Annotated in this window: 13 protein-coding genes and 1 pseudogene; 11 read left to right on the plus strand and 3 right to left on the minus strand. The window is 63.5% G+C overall.

Annotated elements, in window-relative coordinates; genetic code table 11:
* Positions 1–12: 12 nt before the first annotated feature.
* Together ABE459_RS13640 and ABE459_RS13645 are read left to right on the plus strand one after the other, a co-directional pair.
* On the plus strand, positions 13–1,578 hold the full coding sequence (locus ABE459_RS13640; RefSeq protein WP_125463936.1) for a lipopolysaccharide biosynthesis protein: 1,566 nt from the start codon (positions 13–15) through the stop codon (positions 1,576–1,578).
* A gap of 11 nt (positions 1,579–1,589) precedes the next feature.
* Positions 1,590–2,387 carry a CpsD/CapB family tyrosine-protein kinase gene (locus tag ABE459_RS13645; protein WP_323830928.1) on the plus strand — a complete coding sequence of 266 codons (798 nt, stop codon included), beginning with the start codon at positions 1,590–1,592 and terminating at the stop codon, positions 2,385–2,387.
* Between the two features lie 27 nt (positions 2,388–2,414).
* On the opposite strand, the gene galE is transcribed toward ABE459_RS13645, so the two are convergent.
* The 3 genes from galE to ABE459_RS13660 form a co-directional block, all read right to left on the minus strand.
* A complete protein-coding gene (galE, locus tag ABE459_RS13650) occupies positions 2,415–3,377 on the minus strand; it encodes a UDP-glucose 4-epimerase GalE (protein ID WP_125463937.1) in 963 nt (320 codons plus the stop codon).
* 94 nt (positions 3,378–3,471) lie between these two features.
* Positions 3,472–6,072, minus strand: a complete 2,601-nt coding sequence (locus ABE459_RS13655; RefSeq protein ID WP_323830929.1) for a glycosyl hydrolase family 5 — start codon at positions 6,070–6,072, stop codon at positions 3,472–3,474.
* 5 nt (positions 6,073–6,077) lie between these two features.
* Positions 6,078–7,604 (minus strand): O-antigen ligase family protein, encoded by a 1,527-nt coding sequence (locus ABE459_RS13660; protein WP_346648046.1) that lies wholly within the window; start codon positions 7,602–7,604, stop codon positions 6,078–6,080.
* A 95-nt stretch (positions 7,605–7,699) separates the two neighbouring features.
* Between ABE459_RS13660 and ABE459_RS13665 the strand changes: the two genes are divergently transcribed.
* From ABE459_RS13665 to ABE459_RS13705, 9 genes and pseudogenes are all read left to right on the plus strand, one after another.
* On the plus strand, positions 7,700–9,076 hold the full coding sequence (locus ABE459_RS13665; protein ID WP_323830931.1) for an oligosaccharide flippase family protein: 1,377 nt from the start codon (positions 7,700–7,702) through the stop codon (positions 9,074–9,076).
* A complete protein-coding gene (locus ABE459_RS13670) occupies positions 9,042–9,380 on the plus strand; it encodes a hypothetical protein (RefSeq protein ID WP_223277204.1) in 339 nt (112 codons plus the stop codon). The genes ABE459_RS13665 and ABE459_RS13670 overlap by 35 nt, the downstream gene beginning before the upstream one ends.
* Positions 9,377–10,843, plus strand: a complete 1,467-nt coding sequence (locus tag ABE459_RS13675; RefSeq protein WP_323830932.1) for a GMC family oxidoreductase — start codon at positions 9,377–9,379, stop codon at positions 10,841–10,843. Before ABE459_RS13670 ends, ABE459_RS13675 begins: the two co-directional genes overlap by 4 nt.
* 132 nt (positions 10,844–10,975) lie before the next feature.
* On the plus strand, positions 10,976–11,593 hold the full coding sequence (locus tag ABE459_RS13680; RefSeq protein WP_125463942.1) for an acyltransferase: 618 nt from the start codon (positions 10,976–10,978) through the stop codon (positions 11,591–11,593).
* Complete coding sequence (locus ABE459_RS13685) at positions 11,586–12,542, plus strand: glycosyltransferase family 2 protein (RefSeq protein ID WP_323830933.1); 957 nt, start codon at positions 11,586–11,588, stop codon at positions 12,540–12,542. Before ABE459_RS13680 ends, ABE459_RS13685 begins: the two co-directional genes overlap by 8 nt.
* An 8-nt stretch (positions 12,543–12,550) precedes the next feature.
* Complete coding sequence (locus tag ABE459_RS13690) at positions 12,551–13,075, plus strand: serine acetyltransferase (RefSeq protein WP_323830934.1); 525 nt, start codon at positions 12,551–12,553, stop codon at positions 13,073–13,075.
* A gap of 37 nt (positions 13,076–13,112) precedes the next feature.
* Positions 13,113–14,090 (plus strand): glycosyltransferase, encoded by a 978-nt coding sequence (locus ABE459_RS13695; RefSeq protein WP_323830935.1) that lies wholly within the window; start codon positions 13,113–13,115, stop codon positions 14,088–14,090.
* A 7-nt stretch (positions 14,091–14,097) separates the two neighbouring features.
* Positions 14,098–15,003, plus strand: a pseudogene (locus ABE459_RS13700) (DUF535 family protein); the annotation flags it as partial.
* Between the two features lie 723 nt (positions 15,004–15,726).
* Positions 15,727–17,070 carry a glycosyltransferase family 4 protein gene (locus tag ABE459_RS13705; protein WP_323830966.1) on the plus strand — a complete coding sequence of 448 codons (1,344 nt, stop codon included), beginning with the start codon at positions 15,727–15,729 and terminating at the stop codon, positions 17,068–17,070.
* The last annotated feature ends 55 nt before the right edge of the window (positions 17,071–17,125 follow it).

Below are 17,125 nucleotides of genomic sequence, written 5' to 3' on the forward strand. Positions count from 1 at the left end.
CGTGGGCCCGCCATGAAGACTGAATACGAGATGTCCGTCAAAGATTACCTCGCCATCATCAAGGACCGGGCCCTGCTGTTGGGGTTGAGCATGATCGTCATCCTGGCGGTGACGGTCGGGATTGCCCTGACGGTGCCGCCGACTTTTCAGTCGACCGGCACCATCCTGGTGGAGTCGCAGCAGATCTCGCCAGAGCTGGTTTCGGCGAACAACAACAGCTTTGCCGATGAGCGCATCGAGGTCATTCGCCAGCGCGTGATGACCCGCGAGAACCTGCTGCAGATCATGGACAAGTACGGGTTGTTCAACGACAAGGGCCACCAGCTCAGTGAGTCGGACAAGATCGACCAGATGCGCAACGCGATCCTCGTCACCACCCTCAGCACCTTCGTCAAGGGGCGCGGCGAGACCACGGTGGCGTTCAACGTCTCGTTCGAGCACAAGCGCCCGGAAGTGGCCAAGGAAGTTGCCACTGAACTGGTCACCTTGTTCCTCAACGAGAACATGAAGCAACGCACCGAGCGGGCCAGTGAAACCACCGAGTTCCTCACCCAGGAAGCCAACAAGCTCGGCGCCGAGCTGGCCACCCTGGAGAACCAGCTCGCCGATTTCAAACAAGCCAACGCCAATGCCTTGCCCGAGAACCAGGCATTGCGCATGAGCATGCTGTCGCGCTCGGAGCTTGAGTACCGCGAAGTCGATCGCGACTACAAGAGCGCCCAGGAAGAGCTGCGTTACATGGAGCTGGAGCTGTCGGCGGCGAATGCGGGGCTTGCGACCAAGACCGATGGCGCACGTTCGAGTGCCCCCGACCAGATGCAGGATCTGCCCAGTCTCAAGGCAGAGTACGCCCGGCTGCTGACCCGCTACACGCCAGCGCACCCGGATGTGCTGGCGATCAAGCGCAAGATCGATGCGCTGCAGGCCAGCGGCAGCAAAGCCAACGCCGCCTCGGGCGTGAGCCTCGACGTTGCCCGGGCCCGGGCCAAGCTGGTAGCGGCCCAGGACCGGATTGCCTCGCTGGCCGAGCAGAAGCGCCAGCTGGGCAGCAAGATCGAAGGTTACGAAGCGGAGATTCTCCAGGCCCCGCAAGTCGAGCGCGGCCTGGTCACCCTGATGCGTGACCATGACAACGCGCGCAAGAAATACGAAGAAATCCGCGCCAAGGAAATGGGCGCGAAGATCACCGAAAGCCTGGAGCAGGAAAACAAGGCCGAGCGCTTCGTGTTGCTGGAGCCACCGCTGATGCCGGAGAAACCGGTAAAGCCCAACCGCAAGAAAATCGTCGCACTGGGCCTGGTGCTCGCACCTGCAGGTGGCGGGGCGTTGGTGATGCTGCTTGAGTTGCTCAATCAGCGGGTGCGTGGTGTCGGCGCCCTGGAGAGCGTGCTTGGCCGGCGCGTGCTGGTGGCCGTTCCATTCATCTCTACCCAGGCTGAACAGGCGAGACGCAAGAAGTTGCGAGTGTGGGGGATCATTGGCGCGTTGGTGATGGCGTTGGTCCTGCTGCTGCTTGTGCATCTGTTCTATATGCCGCTGGATCTACTACTGTTTAAAACTATGGCGCGGTTTGGCTAGGGAGCGCAGCAATGGACAGGAATACGCCAGCAATAGGCAAAGGCCTTCATCAGGTTCCACCTACCGAAAAACTGCCGGCACCGCTGGTTCAGCGAACCGACGTGCTTGGCCCGTTCGACTATGTGCAAACCAAGGTGGTGCCGCTGCGCGCGGAGCACCTTGAGCGCCATCGGATCGTGGCCTACAACAAGAACTCGAACATGAACTGGGCGTTCGACCTGCTGCGCACCCAGGTGCTGCAGACCATGGAAGAGAACGGCTGGCGCACCCTGGCAATCACCTCGCCGACGCCCGCGGCGGGCAAGACGGTGCTGGCGATCAACCTGGCCATGAGCATCGCTCACCACACCAACAAGACTGCACTGCTGGTCGATTTCGACCTGCGCCGGCCACGGGTCGGCAGCACCCTTGGCCTGCCTATGGAACGGGCGCTCAATGATCTGCTGGCCGACAAGGCGGGGCTTGAGGAGGTGCTGGTCAACCCGACGTTGCCACGTTTCGTGGTGTTGCCGACCCGGGAACCGATCCCGATGTCCACCGAGATGTTGTCCTCGGCCAAGGTGGGCAACCTGATCAGCGACCTGCGCGATCGCTACGAGTCGCGCATCTGCATCTTCGACCTGCCGCCTTTGCTCAGCTCGGATGACGCGATCACCGTGCTGCCCAAGATCGACTGTGTGCTGCTGGTGGTCGCCAATGGCGTAAACAGCAAGAAGGATATCGAAGACTGCCTGTACCACCTGGCTACCGCCAACATGATCGGTGCCGTGTTGAACAAGGCCGAGCCCGAGACCCGCGACTATTACTGAGCAAAAGGGTGAAACGTACCCCTGGGGTCAAACCCAGGGGTATTTTTTTTCCCAGTTCCAGGCGTGACTCACGATTGCCTCAAGCGAGCTGTAGACCGGTTGCCAGCCGAGCAACTGCCTGGCCTTGCCGGCATCGGCCACCAGCCGCGGCGGGTCGCCTGCGCGGCGTGGCGCGTCCTCGACGTGGACCTCACGCCCCGTCACATCGCGCACGGTGTCGATTACCTGCTGCACGGAGAAGCCGAGACCGTTACCCAGGTTGAGCGCGGTGCTGGCGCCACCGGCAACCAGGTAGTCCACTGCCCGCGCATGGGCCGAGGCCAGGTCGGCCACGTGGATATAGTCGCGAATGCAGGTACCGTCCGGCGTGTCGTAGTCGCGACCGAACACGGTGATGGCGGGGCGACGCCCCGAGGCCGCTTGCAGGATCAAAGGGATCAGGTGGGTCTCGGGCTCGTGGCGTTCGCCACATTCACCCTCGGGGTCCGCCCCGGCGGCATTGAAGTAACGCAGGCACACCGAGCGCAACCCGTAGGCGCGGTCGAAGTCCTGGAGCACCTGTTCCACCATCCATTTGCTGCAGCCATAAGGGTTGATCGGCGCCTTGGGGTGTTGCTCGTCGATCGGGATATATTGCGGGTCGCCATAAACAGCGGCGGTGGAAGAGAAGATCAGCCGCCTTACCCCGGCGCGAACCATGGCCTGCAACAGCACCAGGGTCGCCGCTACATTGTTCTGATAGTACCTGCCAGGCTCGGTGACCGATTCGCCTACCTGGATGAACGAGGCGAAATGGAACACCGCATCGAAGACGTATTTGGCGAACAGGGCATCCAGTGCAGCTGCATCGGCGATGTCGAGTTCCACCCACTTGACCTGGGGCCGTGTGGGCGCAAGGTCAGCCACCACCACGTCATGCCCCTCGGCCAGCAAGTGCTTGACCATGTGCGAACCGATGTAGCCTGCACCACCGACCACCAAGAACTTCATGCAAACCTCCTGGAAGCTGCTGCCCGTACGGACGTCCCTTTACGGCAACCGGGCGCGCCGGTTGCCGCAACAGGCCTTTGCAGACTCTAGATGGCTATTTGAGGAACAGCCAATTGGACATGCGCTGGCCATCGAAGCGGATGTTGTAGCGCCCATTTTCGTAGTCCGCCGGCAACTGCGTTTCTTCCCCATCGGCATTGCGCGCGAACAGTTTCAAGCCTGGCAAAGCCTTGACGCTGAGGGTGCCGGCGAGGGGTTCGACATGGAAGGGGGTCTTGTCATCCTCGCGGGGCACAGCGCGGGTGCCCAGCGAGATCAGCAACGTCCGCGACTGACTCAATGGCTTGGCATCGAGGCTTTGCACCGCAACGCTGGCATAGGGGGTCTGTAACTGGGCCTGGATGTTGCTCAGTTGGATCGACTGGCCACCCAGCCAACCGGTGGCGACCTGGGTCAGGGCGGTATCGATGGTGTATAGCCCTTTTTGCCAGTTGCGCCTGAGCTCGCCGGTGTCGCTGCTGGACTCGCTGGCGGTGGCGAGCAACAGCGACTGGTCCGGGTCATGCAGCACTTTCGCATCAGCCGGAATCACGCTGGGCTGCAACCACGGCAGCTGGGGTGTGGCTGGCATCGCGATCTGCAGCCGGCCTTTCTCCCAGGCCGTGCGCAGCAGGGCCGAGCTGTTTGGGCTGATGGCACGGTTATAGAGAGTCTCGGGCGTGGGTGCGAACACGTAGCGGGTGGTGGCCTTGCGCACATCCCCGCGTCGGTAGAGCAGGGCAGCGGCGGGGAGGGTGGCAAGCAGCGCCGGGTCGTTGTAGGCGTGCCAGTTGTCGGCGGTGCGCCAACCTTCGATGAATTTCTGCTGGCTGTAGGCGTACTGCATCAGCCCGTCCCAGCCCTGGTGGCTGGCGGTGCCGGCGATGTACAGCGGCAATGAGTGGCGATCGGGGGTGGGGAAGGGTTCGGCGTTCCATTCGGTCACCGTCATGGGCTTGCCAACCACCTGGGCCGCCGCAAGCCAGTCGACCATGCCGTCGCTGGTCAACGGGTTGCGCTCCAGTTGCCCGCCGCCGCCATAGCTGTGGGCGTCGATCACATCACCCGTGGTCAGCGCCGGCAGCGCGCTCAGGCCATTGCCACCCCAGGTGCTGGTGGTGACAATCGGCACCTTTACGCCAAGCCCGCGCAGGTGCTGGATCATGTCGAGGTCGAAGCGGTGTTCCAGGTCGTTGAGGAACAGCTTCGATGGGCCTGGCAGCCAGGTCATCTGGATTTCGTCGACATTCAGGTGTTGGCGCTGGGCGAAGGCCTTGGCCTGGTCCTCGAACAACTTGTAGTGCCTGGGCACGTTCTTGTCTTTCAACAGGGCATTGCCGAAGTGCTGGGTGATGTCGTTCTCGTTGGTGATCAGCACCGCGGCGACCGCCGGGTCGTCCTTGTAGGCCAGGCCGGTATACGGGTTGACATGGGTCAGGTACTGCTCGGCGAAACCTTTCATGGCCTGCTGCAGGGTGATGTTGACATAGGCGTAGCCCTTGAGCCCTGCGGCGCCGTGGGTCTTGGGCAGCTCATCGAAGCCATAGATGTCATCCGCCGGGGTGACCGGGCGCTCCACGTGCAGGTCCAGCCACACATAAATCCCTTGGTCTTTCAGGCTCTTGATCCACAGGTCAAGCTTGCGCAGCGACTCGGCATTGAGCTGGCGCGTGTCGCGCAGGGTGGTCATGTCGCCGAAGATGTTCGGGCTGACCCAGGGCGAGTCGTGATGATGCAGGCGCACCAGGTTGAAGCCCAGGGCCGAGAGGCGCTCGGCCTGCACCTTGATCTCCTCGTCCGGGGTGCCGAACAAGGCGTAGGCCGTCAGGTTGGTGCCCCAGAAGCGTGCCGGCGTGCCATCGGCAAACTGCAACTGTTCGCCTACAGCCTTGACGAAGCCACGCTTGCCCGCAGGTATTTCCGGCGCGTTGAGAAACGACAGGTCGACCGGTGACTTGCGCCAGTCGAGTTGGTCGTCGGGCCAGCTGGCAGGGTCGGCCATGCCGAAGCGCTCGGTGGGTGTCGGGCCGATGGCGATGTCGCCGCTCACCTGCAGTTGCGCCTTGACCTGCCGGCGACCGGGCTCGATCGCCTCGCTGTAGAAGAACGCCCGGACTTCGCTTGGGTTGCCGCGTTCGAAATACACCCTGGCCAACGCCGGATCGAAGCGCATCTCCAGCCGACGCCCTTGCGCATCATTGCCCCATGACCAGCCGCGATTGCCGGGCAGCAGTTGTGGGGCGCCCATCTCCCCGGCGACCAGTGCCGGGTCGAATTGGAAGACGATGCCACCGCCCATCACCTTAGTCTTCCTGCTATGGGCATCCAGGTCGAAGTTCCAGGCCAGGGTGCGTTCACCGGGCCGGCTGATGTCCGCCTTGAGGTCGAAGTCCAGGTCCTTGTTCTTGCCCTCCAGGGTGTAGTGGTAGGGCGCGTTGACCTTGAGCGCGGCATAGAACCCGGTCCAGTCCCAGTCAGCGCCCCAGAAATCGAACTTGGCGATCATCGCCGGCCCTCCGCCTCGGGTCACGGTCGGCAGGCCGTTCTGTTCCTCCACCTTCACAGTCCAGGCCGCAGCCTGTGCTGCAAACGGCAGCATCATCAGGCCAGCAAGGAGCGAAACCCGCAGCAACGGGCGCAGTGCAGATGACTTCATTGTCGTTACCTGGGTTGGAGGCCGCGTTGGGCAATGGTTGCGGGTTGGGCCGCACGAAGCCTGCGGACCATCTGCATGTAGGCCACGCTCAGCCCGGCAACGGACCAGTACACCACGGGGATCACCGTGATGCTGCTGACCGTGAAGATGATCACCAGGATGCCCACCAGGGTGGCCAGCAGCGCCCGCCCCAGTTGGCGTTGTTCGTCATCCTTGTCCGGGAATGCCAGCATGGCCTTGCGAACCCCCCGCAGCACGCAGGCGAAGAAGGCCACGAACAGTCCCAGGCCCACCAGGCCAACCCTCAGCGCAAGGTTGAGGTAGGTGTTGACGATGTCGATGATGCCGTCGCCCTGGATCATCGACTGCATTTCCGGGGTATTGCGAAAATCGAACGAGCCGAACAGCGGGTTGCGCTGGATGACGATCCACGAGTTGTCGAGCAGGCGCTCGCGGTAGGTGATGTTCTCTTTTTCCAGGTTGCCGATGAACGGCAGCATGTCGAGCACCTTCTCGCCCCCCGGCATCACGGTCAGCAGCGGGATGGCCAGCACGCCGGCGACGGCCAGCAGGCTGAGGCGCTTGACCGCGCCCTTGCCGGTGGCAATGAACACGGCAACGATGATCGCCGCGCCGATCCATGGGCCGCGCGACAGGGGGGCGACCAGCCCGGCCGCCAGCAACAGCGCGCCCATGGCACGTTGCAAGGGGCTGCGCACATAGCCCTGGACGAACAGGAACAGGCCGATCGCAACGCTGATGACGTAGCCCAGGGCGATGGCCTGGCCGGTGGTGACGCTAGCGCGCAGCGAGCCGCCGCGGCTCAGGTAGCTGGCCATGCTCCACTGTACGCCCATGGCCTCGAGCAGGGCGTTGTACAGCAGCCAATGGCGGACGAACTCGGCCACGCCGATCAGCGCCAGGACGAAGCCGGCCAGCACGAAGGCCAGCATGGCGTCCTTGAAGTCGCTGAGCTGGCGCAGGGCACGGCTGGCCACGTAATACGGCAGGAATACGTCGATATACAGGTACAGCGCCTGGCGCAGGGTGTCGGTAAGGGTGGTTTCGCGCAGGTACAGCGCGCCTATCAGGACAATGCTGGCGGCAAGCAGGCGGTCGGGCCAGAGGCGCCCGAAGCCAGGTGTGTCGGCCTGCCGGCGCAAGGCCAGGGCTGCGGGCAGCAATACGCACAGGGTCAGCAGGCGAACGTGGTTCAGATCGAACAGGTAGTTGATCACGCCGAAGCCGGGTATCGGCACCGTGGCGGGGGGCATCACGAACAGCAGCATGAAGAACAGCGCCATGATGTTGCGCTCGCGCCTTCCTGCCAGGTACATGACGACCGCCGCCGCCCCGGCGTAAACCCAGAAACTGTACGAGAAGAAGGCCAGCAGCGTCAGGGCGAACCACAGGTTGCGCCGCCGCTTGAAATCGCGCTCGGGAATAAGGTCGCTGGCGGGGCCGCGTGCGAGCACGAACACCACGGTGGCGAGGAACAGAATGACGACAAGCGCACGAAAATGTTCAGGCATTGGCAACGGCACCTATCCGCTGGTAGAGGACAGCTAGCATCATGGCTAATTGAAACTATAGTGACTTCTTAGACATCCAGTCAGGGATTGAAGCCATGCCGTCTGTTGAAGTGTCTGCATCGGTGAGTCTTCGCAAGCGTGCATTAGGGGCCGGGGCCTGGAACCTGGTGTCGTTGATCGCGTCGCAGGTGATGCGCCTGGGCGGCAACCTGATCATGGCCCGTTTACTGTTACCGGAAATGTTCGGGGTGATGGTCATCGCCACCACCGTTTCGGTACTCCTGCACTTGCTCTCCGATGTCGGCCTGCGGCAGAACATCATCCAGAGCCACCGTGGCGACGACCCGCTGTTTCTCAATACCGCCTGGAGCGTGCAGATCGTCCGTGGTTTCGTGCTCTTCGCGCTGACCCTGCTGCTGGCCCTGGCGTCCTGGTTAGCCCAGTTGGGCAACCTGTGGCCGGCAGACTCCACCTATGCTGCGCCCGAGCTGCCAGTGGTGCTGGCGGTGACCGGTATTTCGGCGGTGATCTACGGTTTCCAGTCAACCAACATAGATGTGGCGGTGCGTACTTTCCAGCAGAAGCGCGTGGTACTGGTGGAGCTGGCATCGCAGATCGTCGGGCTGGTCGTGATGCTGGTGATCGGCTACCTCACCCGCTCCATCTGGTCGCTGGTGATTGCCGGCCTGGCGGGCGCCCTGACCGGTACGTTGCTGGGCCACCTGGTGTTCCAGGGCCCGAAGAACCGCCTGCAATGGGACCGCAGCGCACTGAACGAACTGGTGGTGTTCGGCCGCTGGATCCTGTTGTCCTCGATCGTAGGCGTGCTGGCCATGTACGGCGACCGTATGTGGTTCGGCGCCAGCATGAGCGCTGCCGAGCTTGGGGTGTATTCGATCGCCGTGCTGATTCTGGGCTCGCTGCAGACCGGCTTGTTGAAACTTGTCGGCACGGTGGCGCTGCCGGCGTTCAGCGAGGCCGCCAGGGCCGGTGACCATGAGCGGCTCAAAGCGCTGTATTACCGTTTCAGGTTGCTGGTGGACCTGGCCATGCTGTTCACCTGTGGCGTGTTCATCACCGCCAGCCCACTGCTGATCGGCTGGATGTACGACGAGCGCTATGCTGGCGCAGGCACTATGCTCAGCATTCTGTCGCTGTCGTTCTTTACGCTGCGCTATACCCTGGCGCATCAGATCTGGATCGCCCAGGGGCTGACCAAGTACCAGGCCATGGACAACATCATCCGCCTCGTTGCGCTGTGGCTGGGGTTGCCGTTGTTGCTGGCCATCGGTGGCGTGCAATGGGCAATCTGGGGGGTTGCCCTGCACACGTTCCCGACCTTGGTACTGATTGTGTATGTCAATCTCAAGCTCGGTATCTTCAGTATCAGGCGCGAGCTCATGGTGTTACCGATGATCGCCGTTGGTGCACTGTTTGGTGAGTTGGCAACGCGTTTCTTCAACTGGCTTTGAACCCCTTGCAACAACGCGCGGTGCCCAGGCGTCGGCGACTGCGGTTTACCTGGTTTTGGCACAACAATGGTGGGGGCTGGGGATCATGGGCAAGCTTGTGTTTTTCACGCAGCTGTCGGGGCGCAGGGTGTTCCTGCGCAACTGTGCCGTGCTGGGTATCGGCGCAGTGGTGTTCGGCAAGACGGTGGCCGAAGGGCCTGTCACCCCTCCCGCTGATCCTGTCGGCAACGGTGCCCCGGGCGGGTTCGTGGTCATCAACGGCTGGGTCCTGCCTTCGGGCTATTTTCGGGACGGGCAGGCATGATCCGCGACTACCAGGCGCAGAAGACCCTGCGCGAGGACTATGACGTCTGCATCATCGGTGCCGGGCCCGCCGGCATCACGCTGGCGCTGCGCCTGGCGCAGGCTGGCTGGAAAGTGGTGCTGGCCGAGGGGGGCGGGCACGACTATTCGCCGCGCTCGCAGGCCCTGTACCAGTGCACCTCGACCGGCCTTGAGCTGTACCCCCATGAAACCCGCCTGCGCTACCTTGGCGGCACGTCCAATCACTGGGCAGGCCGTTGCCGTCCGTTCACGCCCTCCGATTTCGCGGTCCCGCCACCAGGCGATCTCCCTGGCTGGCCCATCGCCTATGCCGAAGTGGAGCCATACCTGGCTGCGGCCATGGAGATTGTCGACCTGCCGCAAGGCGCACAATTCCAGGCAGAGAACGCTGGGCTCAAGGGCGGCGACTTCGAGCCGGACAAGTTCCTGCTCAGCCCGCCGACGCGCTTTGCGCAGAAATACGCCGCAGCGCTCAACGATACCGCCGGGCTGGACGTCTTCATCAACTGCAACTGCGTCGACCTCGAGTTCGAGCAGGCCACGGGACGCCTGGCGGCAGCGGTGGTGTCCGACTATGACCTGCAGCGTCAGCGGCTGGTGGCCAAGCACTTCATCCTGGCGACGGGGGCACTGGAGAACGCCCGGCAATTGCTCAACAGCACGTCCCTGCGCAAGGCCGGCGTGGTCACCCAGGATGGCTTGGTGGGGCGCTGCCTGATGGAGCACCTCAACGTCGAGATGGGCACTTTCATCCTCGAGGACGGCCAGACCGGCGAGCCGCGCCAGTACTACACCAGCGATGCCTTCGTCAGCGAATACAAGGCCGGCAAGGGCAATGTTTCCGCCACGGTGCTCGATGAAGTGCGCACCTTCGGCCGGACCGCCGAGGTCAAGCACTTCCTGGAAAACCTGCTCTGTGAGATGAACCTCGCCCACAAGGTCAACTTCATCGCCAATTTCAGCTGCCCGGGCGAAGGGGTGCTCAGCACCATGATCGAACAGTACCCCAATGCGCAAAGCCGGCTCTCGCTGCTTGAGGAGAAGGACGAACTGGGTGTGTCCAAGGCCAACGTCAACTGGGTGCTTACCGCAAACGACCGCCACACCATCCAGTGCATCGGCAGCGAGCTGGCCAAACAGTTCGTCGACACAGGCCTTGGTTTCGTCAGGCTGAACGAGTACGTGTACGACGCCGCGATACCGCTGAAGATGGAGCCTCACGCGCACCATATGGGCACCACACGGATGGCTGCCTCGGCGCAATACGGTGTGGTCGACCGCGACTGCAAGGTATTCGGCACCGACAATCTTTATGTCGCCGGCAGCAGCATCTTCGCCACCGGCGGCGCCTCCAACCCGACCATGCCGCTGTTGCAGTTCGCCCTGCGGTTGGCGGATCACCTCGATGAAAGGCTGAAATCGGCGCGCGGTGCGCTCACCTGAGCAGTCGGCGCGGTGTCAGGGCAACAGCAGGGTGGGTAAGGGAGTGAGCGCGGGGCGGTCAGCATCAACAAGAACGAGACCGTATTCGCCTCAGGGACAGTCCAGGATCGCTTCACTTGCGAGGCTAGCAGCATGTATGGATGGATACGCAAAGCATTGGCCAACTACGCCAACTCGACCGGGCGCGCCGGCGCGACCTACAAGAAGTTCTGCAATCCGAATGCCCGCGACTGGGGCGCTTACCTGACCCGCTGGGGCCAGTTCTATTCCGTCGGCAGCAACGTCCATATCAACCCCGGGTGCAACGTCACCGACCCACGCCTGGTGCGCCTCGGCAGCAACGTCGGGTTATCGGACTGCACGTTGATCGGCCACGACGGCGTGGTCGCGCTGATCGAGATCTGTTACGGCAAGCAACTCGATTCAGTCGGTTTCATCGACATCCGCGACAACTGTTTCATCGGCCACGGCGCAATCGTGATGCCGCGCGTGACCATCGGCCCGGACTCGGTGGTTGCCGCCGGGGCCGTGGTCACCAAGGATGTGCCGCCCGGTACCGTGGTCGGTGGCAATCCGGCGAAGTTCATCTGCACCACCGAGGCGTTGATCCAGCGCGTCGAGGAACGCTGCGCCGCCTACCCCTGGATAGACCTGGTCAAGCAGCGCCAGGGTGCCTATGACCCGGCATTGGAGCCGGCCCTCGCCGCTGCGCGGGGCCAGTACTTCTTTGGGGATGGCAGCAATGGCTAGCAAACCTGTCGATGTGATGGTGGTCAACTTCAATACCGCCGGCTTGCTCCAGCCGATGTTCGACGCCCTGCGCCAGGCCGACGGCGACAAGCTGGCGAGTTACCTGGTGGTGGACAACGCCTCGGTCGACGATTCGGTCGAGCGCCTGGCCAAGGTCTGCCCCGAGGCCGTAGTGGTCAGCAACCAGAAGAACGTCGGTTTCGGCCGGGCCAACAACCAACTGCTGGCGCACCTGAACGGCAAGTACGCGTTACTGCTCAATACCGATGCGTTCGTCGCCAGGGACTCCCTGGACAAGACCCTCGAGTACATGGACGCGCACCCGGAATGCGGGGTGCTGGGCGTACGCCTGGTGGGGCGCGACGGTGACCTGCAACCCAGTTGTCGCTACTTCCCGACCCCCTTGAACGTGTTCGTGGCACGCACCGGGCTCGGGCGCTTCTTCCCGGGGTTGAAGATGGTCGACGAGATGAACTGGGACCACGGCTCGGTGCGCGAGTGCGACTGGTTGCCTGGCTGCTTCTATCTGGTGCGGCGCGAGGTGCTCGACCAGGTGGGCCTGTTCGACCCGCGCTACTTCCTTTACTACGAGGAAGTCGACCACTGCAAACGGGTCAAAGAGGCCGGCTGGAAGGTGGTGTTCTATCCCCACACCACGGTGGTGCACATCGGCGGCGAAAGCTCCAAGTCGGTCGCTGAGCTTGAGGCGGCCAGCCGCCAGATATCGGCCTACCAGATCGAAAGCGAACTGCTGTATTTCCGCAAGCACCATGGGTTGTCAGGGTTGGCCCTGCATATGGCGCTGGTGACCCTCGGTGATCTGGTGCTGGCCCTTAAGGCTTTGTTGAAAGGGCGGGGGCGGGCAGCCATCACGGCTTGCTGGCGGCATTGTCGGGCCACCTGGGGACTGTTGTTCGATACCCGTTTCGCAAGCCAACCCACAAGGTAGGTGATGCCATGTTCGAGAATATTCGTGCCGATCTGCGGGCCCATGGGGGCGACTGGGGCGCTCAGGGCTTCTGGGTGTTGCTGGTCTATCGTTTCGGGCGCTGGCGCTACGGGGTGCGCCCGGCGTTGCTGCGCAAGCCGCTGTCGCTGGTCTACAAAGTGCTGTTCAAGTGGGTGCAGATACTGACCGGCGTCGAGCTGCCCTGTGAGGTGCAGATCGGCCGCAACTTCGTCATCGACCACTTCGGCGGCATCATCATCAGCGGCTACGCGCGTTTCGGCGATGATTGCCGGATCCGCAACGGCGTGGTGGTGGGGTTGAAGAACGTCAGCGAGCCGACCGCGCCGGTATTCGGCAACAACGTCGATATCGGCGCCGGTGCCAAGGTGCTGGGCAACATCCGCATTGGCAACAACGTAGTGATCGGCTCTAACGCCGTGGTGCTGGTGGACGTGCCGGACGACTGCCTGGCGGTGGGGGTGCCTGCTATCGTCAAGGCGCGCAAGCCCGCCGAAGCAGTGCCGTGTTCATGAGGCAGGCAACACTGCCCAGCGCCAGCAGGAGGGCGCCATGCTGACAGGGATTGGCGTTGTAGTGATCGGCCGTAACGAAGGCCAGCGCCTGCAGCGCTGCCTGGCGTCGCTGGCCGGTTGCGCGCAGCAGGTGGTGTATGTCGACTCGGGCTCGACCGATGGCTCGCAGGCCTTCGCCCAGAGCCTGGGCGTCGAGGTGCTTGCGCTCGACATGACCCGGCCCTTTACCGCCGCACGGGCACGTAACGAAGGCTTCGCCTGTCTGCAATCATTGTTGCCGACACTAGGCTACGTGCAGTTCGTCGATGGTGATTGCGAAGTCATTGACGGCTGGCTGCAGCAGGCCTGCGAATTTCTCGATGCACGGCCGGAAGTGGCGGTGGTGTGTGGTCGGCGCCGCGAGCGTTTCCCGCAGCATTCGGTCTACAACCTGCTGTGTGATCTGGAATGGGACACACCGGTGGGCGAGGCCCGGGCCTGTGGCGGTGATGCGTTGATGCGTGCCGATGCGTTCAGGGCCGTGGGCGGCTTTCGCGCGGGGCTGATCGCCGGGGAAGAGCCCGAACTCTGTATTCGCCTGCGCGGTCGCGGCTGGAAGATCTGGCGCCTGCCCGCCGAAATGACCCTGCACGATGCCGCCATGACCCGTTTCAGCCAGTGGTGGCGGCGCAGCCTGCGCGCAGGCTACGCGTTCGCCGAGGGCGCCTTCCTGCATGGCGCGCCCCCTGAGCGGCATTGGCAGCGTGAGTCGCGTCGTGCCTGGCTGTGGGGGCTGGGCATACCGCTGGCGATCGTGGCTGCGTGTGCACTGCTGGGCGGTTGGGGGCTGCTGCTGTTGCTGCTCTACCCGCTGCAGGCCATGCGCCTGGCGCGCCGTGGTGGCCGCTCGGTTCGCGAGAACTGGCTGCAGGCGGTGTTCCTGGTGCTGGGAAAGTTCCCGGAGATGGTCGGGCAGGTGCGGTTTCTGTTGAACCGGTTCACTGCCGGCAAGACGGTGTTGATCGAGTACAAGTGAGAGGCCCATGGCGTTCAGATCGTTACTCAAGAGTGTGCTCACTTTGCAACCCGGCTATTCATTGCGGGCGTTGAACAACAAGTTCAAATTGCTGGTGCTGATCATCACCCAGTGGACCGACCTGCGGCCGTTCCTGCGGCACATGGAAGCTGCGCTGGGCAAGGAAGGCTTCGACAAGCTCGGTGTCGATTGCATCGGCATGGTGCAGTGGCCCTATATCAGCAAGTGCTGGTCGGTGCGGGAACGCCTCGACGCCGTGGCTTCGCACTACCAGGTGGTGACGGCGCAGTTCCCGACCTTGTTGCTGCTGGGCCGGGAAGAGCGGCGGACACTGTGCGATCTGTCAGGCATTTCTACCGACTGCACCCTGGTGCTGGACCGGCCGATCTGGTTCAAGCGCGAAGGCGAATTGGTGCTGAACCTGTTCCAGGGCGACCTGCGCGTGGCGTCACTGGCCTTCACCCTGCAGCGCACGGCGGCGGGCCTTTGCTTGTTCATCGGCGCGGTGCAGGGCATCCACAAGGGTATCGACAGCGAGCGCTCGCTGGCCATTTACCGCGACCTGACCAAGGACTTCGAAGGGCTGCGCCCGCGCAGCCTGCTGCTCGAGGCGCTCAAATGCCTGGCCAGGGCGGTCGGGGCTGACGGCCTGTATGCGGTGGGCGACGCCTATCGGCACCATCGCCATCCCTACTTTGGCGCCGAAAAGTCCCAGGACCTGGCCGCCAACTACGACGCCATCTGGCTGGAGCATGGCGCAGTACCCAGCGAGCGCGAAGACTTCTTCAGCCTCCCGCTGGCGGCGGCGCAACGTGCGGCGGAGGACATAGCGCCGAAGAAACGCGCCATGTACCGCAGGCGCCAGGCTTTGCTCGAGGCGTTGTTCGCGCAACTCGAAGCGGCGCTGGCGGCCGGCGCGGACCCGCTGCAGGTACATCGGCAACGGCTGGGCTATGCCCTGGTGTTGCAGGAGGCCAGTGCGCCGACAGCCGCGCATTCGTGGTTGGCAAAGGCTGCGGGGTTGTTCCGTCAGGCCCTGCGCGAACCCCGGGCCGACCAGCGTTTTGTGGCGTACATACGCAAGGCCGGGCTGTATCCGACCTTGAGAAAGACCTGGCGGGAGCTGTTGCGCCATGGCCCGGCGCTGCTCTGGAAACCACCCGCCGAGCAGCGTCACGACCTGCCCCTGGACGCCCCTGGCGTGGCGGCCAGTACGCTGTTCCCCGGGCACGTCCTGTTGATTTGCGAGAGCGACCCAGTACAAGCGCTCGATGGCCGCCCTGCGCAACTGCGGCAAATGCTGGTCGAGCTCGGCTACACCTGCACGGTGGCGGATTGGCGCAATCCGCAAGACTGCCTGAATGCCCTGCAAACCTGTGCGGCGGTCATCCTGCACCGTTTGCCTTACTGCGCGCAGTTGTCGAGGCTGCTCGAAGACGCCAGCCGCCTCAAGGTCACCTCTTGCTGGGATACAGACGAGTTGATCTTCGACCCGCAGGCGTATCGCCAGGGCAACGACCTGAACGGCTTGCGTGACACCGACGTGGGCAAGCTGATGGCGGCCGTGGCCCTGCACCGACAGGCACTATTGGCGTGCGAGTGCGCGATAGCGTCGAGTGCGGTGCTGGCGGCGGCGATGCAAGAGGCGGGGGCCCGGCAAGTCACGGTGGTCGAGTGCAGCCAGCAGCTGGGCCAGGTCTTCCCGGCCTTATCCGGCTTTCGCCCACGCAGGCTGCTGTCGGCGAACATCTTCTTCGCCCCCAGGAGTTTCGGTGGCGCCACGGTCGTCGCCGAGCAGATGGCGCGGTTGCTGGCGGCCACTTCGCCCTGGCAGCAATTCGTGTTCACATCGCTACCGACGACCGACACGCCCGCTTACAGCCTGTTCCGGTACCAGGCGCAGCAGGCTGCGGTGCTTGGCATCGGCCTGCCTGACCAGCGTTCGGCCCTTGAGGACTTCGAAAACCGCGCAACCCTGCCGCTGTTCGACGCGGTGCTCGAGCGCGTCGCTCCGGACCTTGTGCACCTGCATTCGATCCAGGGGCTGGGCGCGCTGCTGGCTGAAAGCTGTGCGCGGGCGGGCATCCCCTTCGTGGTGACCTTACATGACGCGTGGTGGATCTGCGGGCGCCAGTTCATGATCAACGGCCAGGGGCAATACTGCGGGCAAACGCGTATTCGCGCCGAAGTGTGTGCCGCCTGTGTCGAGGATGCGCCGCTGAACGCCTACCGTCAGCAGGCCCTGGCCGCCACCCTGCGCAAGGCCAGCCTGCTGCTGGCGCCAAGCCGCTTCGCCCGCGACCTGTATGTGGCCAATGGCTTCGATGCGGCGAAGATCCGCATCAACCGCAACGGCATCCTCGCCCCCGGCGCGGGCTACCACAAGCAGCCGGGGGCATTGCTGCGCTTCGGTTTCGTCGGGGGCAACACCGCGATCAAGGGCATCAACCTGATCACCCAGGCGTTTGCCGGGCTACCCCGCTCGGACTACGAACTCAAGGTGGTCGACAACCTGCTGCACCTGGGTTTCCGCTCGTTCAACCGGCACAGCGTGAAGATCCCGGGCCGCGTCAGCATCATCCCCGGCTACACCCAAGATGACATCGACGCGTTCTTTTCCGGCATCGACGTTTTGCTGTTCCCGACCCAGTGGAAAGAGACCTTCGGCCTTGCCGTGCGCGAAGCGCTGGTGCGTGACGTCTGGGTAATCAGCACCGACGCGGGAGGCACGGTCGAGGACATCGTCGATGGCGTCAACGGCACCATCATTCCGTTGAGCTCCGACCCACGGTATCTGCGCGAGGCTCTGGCCGATGCGCTTGAGCACCCGGAGCGCTTTGCGCACCCACACAACGCGTTCAAGGGCAGCATCACGCTGTGCAGCGACCAGGCCCTGGAGCTCCAGGGCATCTATGCGGACGTCATCGCGGGCATTGCCACGGCAGGCCCTGCACCGTCAGCCATGAAAAGCCTGAAGTAGAGGGCCGGATGCCGCCGGCGCGGCCCAGCTCATTCATCACGCGGGTATGGATTCC

Origin of the sequence: Pseudomonas sp. TWI923 (assembly GCF_039673365.1) — a bacterium.
Classification (GTDB): Bacteria; Pseudomonadota; Gammaproteobacteria; order Pseudomonadales; family Pseudomonadaceae; genus Aquipseudomonas; species Aquipseudomonas sichuanensis.